Origin of the sequence: Streptomyces endophytica (assembly GCF_026153355.1) — a bacterium.
GTDB lineage: Bacteria > Actinomycetota > Actinomycetes > Streptomycetales > Streptomycetaceae > Streptomyces > Streptomyces endophytica.
Genome location: NZ_CP110636.1, coordinates 2,993,209 through 3,005,809, shown reverse-complemented (window position 1 = coordinate 3,005,809; position 12,601 = coordinate 2,993,209). Strand labels below are relative to the sequence as shown.

Genomic DNA, 12,601 nt, shown 5'->3' with positions numbered 1-12,601 from the left:
CATTCCGTTACGTAGTGCTTACGGCGCTGTTCGCCCGGTGACGGTCGGCAGGTGGAATGCAGTGGCCGGGGATATTCAGCGGCCGGAAATGCGCCGAGGGCCCGGGACGCGTGTGCGTCCCGGGCCCTTGTGGTGCCGCGTCAGCGTCAGGCCGCTGCCGCGCCGCCGCCGTTCTTGTTGATCAGACGGGGCAGCATACGGAAGCCGACACCGCCCGCGATCATGGTGGCCGCGCCGATCAGCAGGACGGTGGTGCCGGAGGAACCGGTCTCGGCCAGCTCCCCGCCCTTCGCCTGCTGCTTGGCCTGGCCGGGCGTGTCAGCGATCTGCTCCTTGCCCTTGCCGGGCTGCTCGACCGGCTTGGAGCCCTCGTTGTCGGTGCCGGTGCCGGTGGAGTCGCCGCCGGTGTTGCCACCGCCGTTGTTCCCACCGCCGTTGTTGCCGCCACCGTTCTGGCCGCCGTTGTGGCCGCCACCGTTGTTGCCGCCGTCCTGGCCGCCGTTGTTGCCGCCGGCCTGGCCGCCGTTCTGGCCACCGTTCTGACCGCCGGCCTGGCCGCCGTTCTGACCGCCCGCCTGGCCGCCGTTCTGGCCACCGTTCTGGCCGCCGTCCTGGCCGCCATTCTGGCCACCGTCCTGGCCGCCGGCCTGACCACCGTTGTCGGTGCCGCCGTCGTCCGAACCGCCGATCTCGCCGCCGGCCTGACCGCCGTCGTCCGAACCGCCGATCTCGCCGCCGATCTGGCCGCCGTCGTCCGAGCCGCCGACCTGACCACCGTTGTCGCCACCGGAGTCGCCGCCGGTGTCGCCACCGGAGTCGCCGCCACCGATGATCCCGCCGATGATGCCGCCGATGATCCCGCCGTCGGAGCCGCCGGTCTCACCCGGGCTGGCGGCGGAAGCGGCGCCGGCGGCGGTGAGCGACGCACCGGCCGCGATCACCGCACCAGCTGCAATGCGCGCCACGCGCAGCCGCGTCTTCTTCGTCATGTACTGCTACCCCCAGTAGCTGAACTCGTCATGGGTGCACCGCTGCACGGGGCGACCAGCGCTGGGGGTAGGCGAGTTCCGGCCACGAATGCCGACTGGCCACTCATCTCCCCGTTACTGCACGCGCCCCGGAACATACGCATGCCGCGCTCAGCCTTCCCACTACGGCCGGTAACGTCAAGGCCGAATAAAGGCCCGATGCCCGAATTGCTGAGAGTTGGGCGGTACATGGACATACGACTGTGACCAAACCGCCACAGCAAAAACAACTGCCTCCGTGACGGAGGCAGTTGTTTCGGTGTCAGAAGGCCCGTGCGCGGGGCCGTGGGGCTACTTCTCCTGCTGCTTGCGCCAGCGGATTCCGGCCTCCAGGAAGCCGTCGATGTCGCCGTCCAGCACGGCCTGCGGGTTGCCGACCTCGAACTCGGTGCGCAGGTCCTTGACCATCTGGTACGGGTGCAGGACATACGAACGCATCTGGTTGCCCCAGGAGTTACCGCCGTCGCCCTTGAGCGCGTCCATCTTGGCCTGCTCCTCCTGGCGGCGGCGCTCAAGGAGCTTGGCCTGGAGGACGTTCATCGCGGTCGCCTTGTTCTGGATCTGCGAGCGCTCGTTCTGACAGGAGACGACGATGCCGGTCGGGATGTGCGTCAGCCGGACCGCGGAGTCGGTGGTGTTCACGCCCTGGCCGCCGGGGCCCGAGGAGCGGTACACGTCCACCCGCAGGTCGGACTCGTCGATCTCGATGTGGTCGGTCTGCTCGACGACGGGCAGCACCTCGACGCCGGCGAACGACGTCTGGCGGCGGCCCTGGTTGTCGAACGGCGAGATGCGCACCAGGCGGTGCGTGCCCTGCTCGACGGAGAGCGTGCCGTAGGCGTACGGGACGTTGACCGCGAAGGTGGTCGACTTGATGCCGGCCTCTTCCGCGTACGAGGTCTCGTAGAGCTCGGTCTTGTAGCCGTGCCGCTCGGCCCAGCGCAGGTACATCCGCTGGAGCTTCTCGGCGAAGTCGGCGGCGTCCACGCCACCGGCCTCGGCGCGGATGTTGACGACCGCCTCACGGGAGTCGTACTCGCCGGAGAGGAGGGTGCGGACCTCCAGCTCCTCCACGGCCTTGCGGACGTCGGCCAGCTCGCCCTCGGCCTCGGCGCGGGCGTCCTCGTCGCCCTCGGCCTCGGCCAGCTCGAAGAGCACCTCGAGGTCGTCGACCCGGCCCCGCAGCTCCTCGGCACGGCGCAGCTGGCCCTGGAGGTAGGACAGCTGGCTGGTGACCTTCTGGGCGCTCTCGGGGTCGTCCCACAGGGACGGCGCCGCCGCTTGTTCCTCAAGCACGGCGATGTCGGCCCTCATCTTGTCGAGGTCCAGGACGGCCTCGATCGACCCCATGGTCGAGGAGAGGGACTTCAGCTCTTCGGATACATCGACGACTGCCACGCACCCAGCCTAACGGCTACCACGGCGAACCTGACCCGGCCCCGGCAGGACGGGCCTGCCGGGGCCGGGCCGGAAGCCGCCCCGGGGCCCGCGTCAGGGGGTCTCCTGCTCCGACTGGTGCACGCCCGGCGGGGCCTCGCCGCCGTCGTCGTCCCCGGAGGCCAGCCAGCCGCCCAGACCGGCCGCCACGACCACCACGGCGGCGGCCGCGCCCAGCTTGATCCGGCGGCGGCGCACCGCCTCCGCGGAGCCCCGGTGGCGCGCCGAGCCGGCCCGGCGCTCCCCGGCCGCCCGCGGGGCCCGGGCGGTTCCGTGGGCGCCGCCGGCCAGCTCGTCGGGGCCGGGCACCCGCATGCTGGTGTGCGTCTCCCGGTTGGAGTCCGGCGCGGAGCCCTGCACCAGGGGGACGGCACCGCGCTGCGGGACGGTCTCGCCCGCCGACGGGTAGAACGGTTCCTCGCGGGTCCCCGGGGCCGCGCCGTCCGGCTCGTCGTCCGGGTGGTCGCTCTCCGGCTCGTCGATGTCCAGCGGCGGCATCCCGGCCAGCCCCGGCAGCAGCTCCCGCAGCCGGGCGGCCAGCTCCGCGGCGCGCAGCCGGGACGCCGGGGCCTTGGCCAGGCACTGCAGCAGCAGCTGCCACAGCTCGTCGGGGATGCCGGGCAGCGGTGCCACGCTCTCGGTGACGTGCCGGCGCAGGACGGCCCCCGGGTGGCCGCCCCCGAAGGGCGTGAACCCGGCGAGCAGCTCGTACAGGACGGTCGCGAGGGCGTAGATGTCCACCGAGGCGCGCGGCGGCAGGCCCTCGATGATCTCCGGGGCGAGGTAGTCGGGGGTGCCGATGACCCTGGTGGCGTGGCTCCTCCCCTGGGCCGCGGGTCCCTGGGAGAGGGTCCGGCGCGGCGAGTCGACGAGCCGGGCGATGCCGAAGTCGGTGAGCAGCGCGGGGTGCGCGCCACCGGGGCCGAGCGGGCCCTGCATGTCCAGCAGGACGTTCTCGGGCTTGACGTCGCGGTGCACGATCCGTGCGGCGTGCGCGGCGGCGAGCCCGTCGGCGACGTCCGCGACGATCGCGACGGCGGCCTCCGGGGCCAGCCGGCGCTCGCGCTCCAGACGGGTGCGCAGGTCGGTGCCGCGCACCAGGTCCATCACCAGTGCCAGGTCGTTGCCGTCGACGACCAGGTCGCGGACGCCGACGACATGCGGGTCCGCAAGGCCCAGCAGCGCCGCCCGCTCCTGCACGAAGCGGCCGACGAGCTCCTGGTCGGAAGCGAGGTCCTCACGCAACAGCTTGATGGCCACGGCCCCTTCGGGCCCCTCGCCCAGCCATACCGTGCCGGCACTGCCGCGCCCCAGGATCTGGTGGGCGGTGTACCGGCTGCCGATCTTCCGTGCCAAAACTGCTCCGACGTGTCGGGCCCCCGAGCGTCCTGCGGGGGCTGAGGTTGGCGTCAAAGCTACGCGGATGCCACCGGGTTCCGTGCCCCGGAAGGCGGCAACCTTCACTTCTGAGAGCGAAATTGCCCGCCAGAAGTCGACAAATCCACTGAGCCGCCCCGGGACCGGCGGTCCGGGGCGGCCGGCGTCAGCCGCTGAGCTTGTTCACGAAGCGCTCGACCTGGTTGTACACGTGCCCGATCTGCGCGAAGAAGCCGCGGGTCGTGCCGATCCACTCCTGGAGCGGGGTGAGCTCCCAGATCAGCCACGCGGCCACGAACAGCAGTATCAGCGTGACCAGGCAGCCCTTGAGGCAGCCCAGGCCGGGGATCCGCATCGGGTTGGCGCTGCGCTGACGGGGCTCGCGCCGCGGCCGGGGCTCCGGGGCGGGCGGCCGCTGCGGCTCGTACCGCTGCGGCGGCGGCTCCTGGCGGCGCTGCGGGGCCTGCGCGTAGGGCGCGGGGGCCGGCTGGCGGTACGGGGGCTGCTGCGGCGGCTGCTGGGGCGCGGCCTGGCGGCGCTGCGGACGGCGGCGCAGCGGGTCCTCGTTCGGGTCCAGGTACTGGACCTGCGTCTGCTCGTTGCGGTCCCGGGCGGCACGCATCTGGGACTCCCACGGATGGGGCCCGTCGGGCGCTTGCGCACCCACGGGCGGCGCGCCGGCCGGCATGGGCGGCACCGGCGGCATCGCCCGGGTCGGATCGGCGCCCTGGCCGCCCGGGACTCCCGGAGCGCCCGTCGAGGGCAGCACGCTGGTCGCCGCGGCCGGGTCGTACGACCCGGCACCGGACGGGAGGACCTGGGTGGGGTCGGCGTCGCCGCTCCCCTGGCCGCCGTCGGTGCCGGGGACGGTGGCGGGCGCCGGGTCCGGGGCGAGCAGTGCGGCGACGCCCAGCGCGGCCTCGGCCGCGGCCGGGGTGGCGTGCACGCCGATGCCGGTGGCGACGGTGCGCAGCGCACGGGCGAGGTTCTCGGCGCTGGGCCGCTCCTCGGGGCGCTTGCGCAGACAGCGCTCTATGACGGTCCACAGCGGCTCGGGGAGCGTGGAGGGGCGGCGCGGCTCCTCGCTCAGGTGCCGGTGCAGCACCTCCAGGGCCGTCGATCCGGCGAACGGCGGGCGGCCGGTCACCAGCTCGTACAGGAGGATGCCGGCGCCGTAGATGTCCACCGCGGAGGTCTGCGGGCGGCCCTCGGCGGACTCCGGCGCCACATAGGCGGGGGTGCCGACGAATTCGTGGGTGCGGGTCAGGCCCGGGGAGTCGGCGAGCCGGGCGATGCCGAAGTCGGTCAGCATCGGGTGCATCTCGCCGCCGCCGTCGGACCCGGCGAGCAGGACGTTCGCCGGCTTCAGGTCGCGGTGGACCACGCCGTCCGCGTGGCTGGCGGCCAGCGCGTCGGCGATCTGGGCGGTGAGCAGGGCGGCCGCCACCGGGCTGAAGGGGCCGTTGTCGCGCAGATAGCGGTGCAGATCCGGTCCGTCGACCAGGTCCATGACCAGCGCGAGCAGATCGCCCTCCACGACGAGATCGCGGGTGCGGACGATGTTCGGGTGGGTGAGCCGCAGCAGGACGGAGCGCTCACGCAGGAAGCGCATCACCACGTCGGCGTCGTGCGCGAGCTCCTCCTTGAGGACCTTGATCGCGACCGTCTCACCGGGCTCTCCCGCCACGGCGGCCTCGGCGCCCGCCGTCTCCCGCTGGCGGGCACGCCAGACGGTGCCCGTGGCGCCGCGTCCCAGCGGCTCCTCAAGCAGGTACTTGCTGCCTACCGGCCGCACGTCATGCGCTCCCTGGTCGTGGTGGATCTCCTGCCGGCCCACCGGACCGGCCGTTCGGCTCCGCGCCGTCCGGTCATGGTCACCGTCGCGCGGTCCGTCCGATCCACTGTAGGGCCTGCGGCCCGCCGCGCCGTCGCACAAGCTTTTCGGTCCGGCGGTCCGGGCTCGTGGGAAGACGCACGTTCCGGGCGGATGGTTGCGTGCCGCCCGCCGCCGCGCGCGGACCGGCGCACCTCCCGGACGGGGACGATTCGGAGCTGATCACGACGTTCCGAATCCGCCCGGACACGGCCCGCAACCAGCCACTTTTTCGTCCGGACACGACAAAACAAGATCACGGAGTGGCGGTCGGCGGGCGTGTTGTCAGTCGCAGGTGCGAGGATGCACCCAGCACGAAGCGGTGGGGGCGCGCGGCCTTTGTCGCGACGTGCACCTGGGACTTGTCCGTGCCGACGTGCCCGGGCGGGCGGGGGAGCGAACGGCCCCTGCCGGCCCCTGGCAGAAGGGACCGTTGACGGCGATGCAGATCCGGCTGACCGTCCTCGGGCCGCGCAGCGGCCCCACCACACGGGCCTGCGACGTGCTCGTGACGGCCCCCGCCGGGACCGCGCTGGCGGCGGTCGCCGGCTCCCTCGCGGCATCCGTCGCGGGTCCGGCCGCGGACACCGGCGCGGGCGGCGGCAGCGGCCCGGTCGTGCTCTACGCCGGCACCGAACGCCTCGACCCGCAGCGCGCCGCGCTCGGCGAGCCACCCCTGATCGACGGCGCCGTGCTCTCCCTCCAGGGCCCCGGCCCCGCCCCGGCACACGGCCTGCCGCACGGCACCGCACGGCTGCGCGTCATCTCCGGACCCGACGCCGGCGGCGTCCATCTGCTGCACGGCGGCCAGATCCGCATCGGCCGCTCCGCCGACGCCGACGTCCCCCTCGACGACCCGGACGTCTCCCGGCTGCACTGCGCCGTGACCGTCGAACCGGACGGCTCGGTCCACGTCGCCGACCTGCGCTCCACGAACGGCACCGCCGTCGACGGCACCGGCCTCGGTGACCTGCCCGCCCCGCTCCCGCCCGGCGCCCTGCTGCGCATCGGCGAATCCACCCTCCGCCTGCAGCCCGCCCCCACCACCCCGGACCCCGCCCTGGAGGCCACCCCCGACGGCGAGGGCCGGCTGCGCATCTCCACAGGGGCGGGAGACGGGTACGCGAGGATCGCGGAGGCTCACGAAGGTGGCGGGACTGGCGGAGCTGATGGGGCCGAGGCAGCCGGGGCGCTCGGTGCACCGGCACCGGCACCGGCTTCCGGATACCCCCCGGCGATGGGCCCGGGACCGGCCGTCCCCGTGCCCGCTCCTCGTACGGACTGGTCACCGGACCCGGCCGGCCGGCGCGACACCCCACTGCGCGGCACCCCGGCCGGACCGCCGCACCCGGACGCCGCCACGGCTCATGGGCTGGGCCACGGCCCGGCCCTGGGAGCCGGACCCGCCAGCCACGCGCAACCGCACGGCGAACGCCCGGACCGCGCGCATCCCGACCGCGCGCACCTCGACCCACCGGGCCACGAGTATCCGTACGGCGAGCACCCGGCCCCCGGGTACCGGGACGACGCCTCGGCTGCCGGCGCCCCGGACCGTACCCACGGCATCCGCAGCGAGGACCGCACCCACGGCGGACAGCAGAGCCTGGCGCCCGCCGAGGACGCGGCAGACGCGGCAGAGGGCGCGGCGCGTTACGGCGCCGCGCCCCGCAAAAGCGGCCGCCGCGGCGGGATCGGCGCCTGGGCACGCCGGCTGACCGGCGGCCGGCCCACCGCGGAAGGGCCCTACGACGACCTCCCGGCGTCCGACCTCCCGGCAGCGGGGCTCTCGGCGTCCGGCGCACCCCAGGCCTCCCCCGTAGTACCGCCCGGTGACGGAGCGACGTCCCCGGCCGCCTCCGGGACCGCCCCGGACGAACGGTGGCCGGACGCCGCCGCCATCCTGCTCACCGCACTGGGCCCGGGCCCCCGGCTCTGGGAGCGCGGCCCGGACCACCCCGACACCCTCACCGTCCGGCTGGGCACGGCCGGCCGCGACGGCGGCCGCACCGCCCTGCCCGTCACCATCGGGCTGCGCCGGGCCGGTTCCCTCGGCCTGGCCGGGCCGCGCGCCCGCCTCGCCGGACTCGCCCGTTCCGCCATCGCCCAGCTCGCCGCCCTGCACTCCCCCGCCACCCTGGACATCGTGCTGATCAGCACCGACCGGGCGCGCACCACCGAGGAACGGGTCGCTGACTGGTCCTGGCTCGGCTGGCTGCCACACCTCCGTCCGGCCCACGGCCAGGACTGCCGGCTGCTGCTCGCCCATGACAAGGAACAGGCCACCGCCCGCACCGCCGAACTCATGCGACGGCTCGACGACTGCCCGCTCGGCCCCGGCTGGGCCAGCGCCGAACGCGCCGAGATCGCCCTGGCCGCCGCCCGCCACCAGGGACCGTTCACCCTCCTGATCGTCGACGGCGACCCCGGCTCGTCCGCACTCCGCGAGACCACCGCGCGGCTGGCCACGGCCGGCGCGGCCGCCGGCGTCCACCTCCTCTGCCTGGCCGAAACCCCGGCCGCCTCCCCCGCCTTCCCCTCGCCGCCACGTACGAGGCGGCCCGGGCCGCGTCGCCGGCCTTCGGGGAGTGCGGCGCGGTGGCCGTCCTCAGCGGCGACGTTGCCACCGCGGTGCGCGTCGTCCAGCCCGGCTCCGGGCCGAACGGCACGATCGCCACGGTCGACGCGGTCTCCGCCGCCTGGGCCGAGCGGTTCGCCCGGGCCCTGGCGCCGCTGCGCGAGGCCGAGACCACCACGGCCGGCGGCGGCCGCGCGACGCCCCGCGCGGCCGTCCCGCTGCCCGCGACGGCCCGACTCCTGGACGAACTCGGGCTGGCCCGCGCCACCCCCGCCTCCCTGATGGCCCGCTGGGCCGCCACCCTGGACGCCGACCGGCCCGGCGCCACCGCCGTACTGGGCGCCGGACCGCACGGACCGGTGTGCGCCGACCTGGCCGCCGAGGGCGCCCCCTCCTCGTCCAGGGCCCCGCCGCCGGCGGCAAAACCGAACTCCTCCGCTCCCTGGCGGCCTCCCTCGCCGCCGCCGACCGCCCCGACCTGCTGTCCCTGGTGCTGGTGGACGGCGGCGGCACCGACCGCGGCGAGGGCCTGCGGGTGTGTACCGACCTGCCGCACGTCACGACGTACCTCGCCGCGTCCGACCCGGTCCGCATGCGCGAGTTCGCCCAGGCCCTCTCCTCCGAACTCAAACGCCGCACCGAAATACTGTCCGGCACCCCCTTCACCGAATGGCGCGCCACACACCTCCCGTCCCCCCGCGTCATCGCCCCCGCCGCACCACCGAAGGCCGCACGGGAGAAGGCCGTACCGCTGACAGCCGTACGGGCGAGGCCCGCGCCGCGCAGGGAGCACCAGGTGCCGGCGCCCCAGGCGGCGGCGCACAAGGGGGCGGCGCACCAGGCACCGTTGCACAAAGCACCGGTGCACAAGGTTCCGCGGCCACCGCACCGCAAGCCCGTACCTACGGCACCTACGGCGAGACGCACACCGAGAGGTACGACGCGCCGCCGACGCGCCGCCCCCCGAGCCCGGCGCCCACCGCGACAACGCCTCCCACAACCCCGCCCCCGACCCCTCCCAGCCCTCCGGAACCGCCGACTACACACCGTACGGAAATCATCACGGAGAGCAGGAACTTATCACGCTCCGTAATCGTTGCCGTAACGAAGGAGGCGGCACAGCGGCGGCGGAGCCCTCCGACACCGGCACCCTGGCGAGCACGGGCACCCTCCGTCTCCGCTCCCGCCCCGGAGCCCAGACACCCACCCCAGCCACCTCCGAACCCGACCCCGACGCCACCCCCGCAGCCGCCCTGCCCACCCCGCCGACCCCACGGCCCCGATGCCGCGCCTCTTCATCCTGGTCGACGACTTCGACGCTCTGGTCGCCCCGGCGCTCGGCAGCCCCGGCCGCCCGGCCGCCGGCTCCGTGGTGCGCGCACTGGAGGCGGTGGCCCGGGACGGGGCGGCGCTCGGCGTCCACCTCATAGCCTCGACCGGCCACCCGGACCGCACGGCCGACACCGCAACCAGTGAACTTGCCGCACTCCGCGTCGAGTTGGGCACGTCGGACGACGCGTCCGAGCCCGCCCCGGCCGGCCGCGGACGGCTCCTCCGCGCGGCGGACGGCTCCGCCACTCCGTTCCAGGCCGGCCGGGTGACCGGCCGGATACCCCGTACGTCCACGCTCCGGCCGACGGTCGTCCCGCTGGAGTGGCAGCGGATGGGCGATCCGCCGACCCGCCGCCCGCTGCGCGAGCTGGGCAACGGCCCGACGGACCTCGCCCTGCTCGCCAGCGCGCTCCAGCGAGCCGCCCAGTCCTCGGGGGCACCACCCGCGGCCCCGTTGGTGTGAGAGCATCCTCCGCCCTTCAACCTGCGCCGCACGGTGATGTGCGGTGCGCGTCGAATCGTCGAACCGGGGTTTGGGGTGGCCGTAACAGCACCATTACGAAAGGTGAGTTGGCGCCGGACGCGGTATTGCGGAGGCCGGGGGTGGGGCGTAGACCTGTCGCACACCGTGTCGGGCTGGGCGCGGGCCGACGTGGTGCGGGGCGGCCGGTAGCCGCGTGACGGCGGCGCACAGCGGCGCCCCGTGGCATCCAAGGTGACGTCCGAGGCGGCGTCCAGGGTCACCCGGAGCCGCGCCGGCACGGCATCGGCAACATCGGCAGGTATCGGCAACATCCGCAGGCATCGGCAGGTCACAGGGCACGGGCGCGGCAGATCGCAGGAACGCAGTTACGTCGGAACGCCGGAACGTCGGGCCGGAACGCCGGAACGTCGGGCCGGAACGTCGGAACGTCGGAACGCAGTTACGTACTACCGCACTTGCGCCACCACAGCAGTGCCTCGCAAGCAGTGCCTCGTCGCAGGCAGTACCTCGCACCATCGCATCTCGGCACCATCGGATCTCGGCACCATCGCACCTCGTACCACCGCAGCAGCACGATGGCGGCTCCCTGGGAGTCGCGTGCGAAGAGTCCGCGGCAGGTCACAGCATCGGTCGCGGAACCGGCTACGAAGTCGCGGAACCGACTACGAGCCAGAGCCAGAGCAATCCAGCAATCCAGTGAGCCAGTGAGCCAGCGAGTGAGCGAGCAGTCCAGTAAGCCAGTGATCCCGTGAGCCAGCGAGTCGGGGATCCGTAGCGGTCCGCAGGTACCGCGCGATGCGGATCGCGCGTCTCCGTGTGGCGCAGGTTGAGGGTATGGGCGGCATTGAGGGAATTGGGGGTTTGGGGATGACGAGTCGAGGGATGGGTTTGCGGCGGCGGGGGGCGGCCGGGGTTGTGGTGGGGGTGGTGCTGGCGGTGGGGGTGGCCGGTTGTGGGAGTGGTGGGGGCGACGGGAAGAAGGGTGACGGGGGTGGGGCGACGGGGGTGAGCGGAATGCCGTGACGGTGCGGTTGCCCAAGTTGGCGGGGCAGCGGCTGCAGGTGACCGCGGTGTGGACCGGGGCGGAGCGGGAGAACTTCGTCAAGGTGCTGGACGAGTTCGAGAAGCGCACCGGGGCGAAGGTGGATTTCGTGCCCAGTGGCGATGACATGGCCGGATTCATCGGGTCGAAGATCGCCGGGGGCGGGCCGCCGGATGTGGCGATGCTGCAGCAGGTGGGGGTGCTCAACGAGTTCGCCGGGAAGGGCTGGTTGAAGCCGCTGGGGCCGGAGGCCAAGGCGCAGTTGGCGAAGAATTACAGCAAGGGGTGGCGGGACCTCGGGGCGCACAAGGGCACCGAGTACGGGGTGTATTTCAAGGCCAGTAACAAGTCGCTGGTGTGGTACAACGCGCAGGCTTTCGGGAATGCCGGCGTGAAGGAGCCGAAGACCTGGGCGGAGTTTCTGAAGGCGGCGCGGACGATTTCCGAGTCGGGGGTGCCGCCGGTCTCGGTGGGCGGGTCGGACGGCTGGACGCTGACCGACTGGTTCGAGAACATCTATCTTTCGCAGGCCGGGCCGGAGAAGTACGACCAGCTGGCGCAGCACCGGATCCCTGGACGGACGCCTCGGTGAAGCAGGCGCTGTCCACGCTCGGGCAGCTTTTCGGGCGTAAGGATCTGCTGGCGGGTGGTAATGCGGGGGCGTTGCAGACGGATTTCCCGACGTCGGTGACGCAGACGTTCAGTGGTGGTGACGCGCCGAAGGCGGCGATGGTGTCGTCGGCGGATTTCGCGGCGGCGAATATTTCGCAGACGAAGGCGAAGATCGGGTCGGACGCGAAGGTTTTCCCGTTCCCGGCGGTGGGTGCGAAGTCGCCGGTGGTGACGGGCGGGGATGTGGCGGTGGCGCTGAAGGGCGGTAAGGCGGCGCAGGCGCTGCTGACGTTCCTGGCGTCGACGGATGCGGCGCGGATCTGGGCGCAGGCGGGTGGGTTCATTTCGCCGAACAAGGCGCTCGACCGGGCGGCGTACGGGGATGCGGTGATGCGGAGGATCGCGGGGGCGCTGATCGCGGCCGGTGATGATTTCCGCTTCGACATGTCGGATCAGGCGCCGGCGTCGTTCGGTGGGAAGCCGGGTCAGGGTGAGTGGAAGGACTTGCAGGACTTCCTGAAGAACCCGAAGGACGTGGCGGGGACGCAGACGCGGTTGGAGCGGGACGCGGTCAAGTCGTTCGGCGGGTGAGGGGAGTTGAGCGGCCGGCGAATCTGCCGCCGGCCGTTCCTTCCTCTTTCCCCCTCTCCCCCTCTCCCCCTCTCCCCTCTTTCCCGCTCTTTTCCTGTACCTCTCAGCTCCCTTGCCCTTCTTGGCTCCATTGCCGTTCTTGGCTCCATTGCCCTTGTTTCCTGTGCCGTTTCGCCTGTGCCGGGGGATTGTCACGATGAGCAGCAGCAGGTCCGCGGAAGTCAGTAGCAGTACGGCGACCGTCAGTGGT

4 protein-coding genes and 3 pseudogenes are annotated in these 12,601 nt (G+C 73.4%); 3 read left to right on the top strand and 4 right to left on the bottom strand.

The annotated features are described in order from the left end of the window. Nucleotides 1-146: 146 nt before the first annotated feature. From OJ254_RS13520 to OJ254_RS13505, 4 genes are all read right to left on the bottom strand, one after another. The gene (locus OJ254_RS13520) at nt 147-989 is read right to left on the bottom strand and encodes a hypothetical protein (RefSeq protein WP_265362526.1); all 843 of its coding nucleotides are present in this window, start codon (nt 987-989) and stop codon (nt 147-149) included. A gap of 330 nt (nt 990-1,319) precedes the next feature. Continuing rightward, a complete protein-coding gene (prfB, locus tag OJ254_RS13515; RefSeq protein WP_265362525.1) occupies nt 1,320-2,426 on the bottom strand; it encodes a peptide chain release factor 2 in 1,107 nt (368 codons plus the stop codon). Between the two features lie 93 nt (nt 2,427-2,519). Then, a complete protein-coding gene (locus OJ254_RS13510) occupies nt 2,520-3,821 on the bottom strand; it encodes a serine/threonine-protein kinase (RefSeq protein ID WP_265362524.1) in 1,302 nt (433 codons plus the stop codon). A 187-nt stretch (nt 3,822-4,008) separates the two neighbouring features. Next, complete coding sequence (locus OJ254_RS13505) at nt 4,009-5,637, bottom strand: serine/threonine-protein kinase (RefSeq protein WP_265362523.1); 1,629 nt, start codon at nt 5,635-5,637, stop codon at nt 4,009-4,011. A gap of 520 nt (nt 5,638-6,157) precedes the next feature. Between OJ254_RS13505 and OJ254_RS13500 the strand changes: the two are divergent. From OJ254_RS13500 to OJ254_RS13495, 3 pseudogenes are all read left to right on the top strand, one after another. Beyond that, nucleotides 6,158-9,383: pseudogene (locus OJ254_RS13500) on the top strand (FHA domain-containing protein). A gap of 78 nt (nt 9,384-9,461) precedes the next feature. Continuing rightward, a pseudogene (locus OJ254_RS31590) lies at nt 9,462-10,085 on the top strand (cell division protein FtsK); the annotation flags it as partial. Between the two features lie 903 nt (nt 10,086-10,988). Further along, nucleotides 10,989-12,351 (top strand): annotated as a pseudogene (locus OJ254_RS13495) (ABC transporter substrate-binding protein). The last annotated feature ends 250 nt before the right edge of the window (nt 12,352-12,601 follow it).

What these genes read in the sequence shown, in the direction of transcription:
- OJ254_RS13520 (WP_265362526.1), bottom strand. Translation starts at nt 989, where the DNA reads ATGACGAAGAAGACGCGGCTGCGCGTGGCGCGCATTGCAGCTGGTGCG.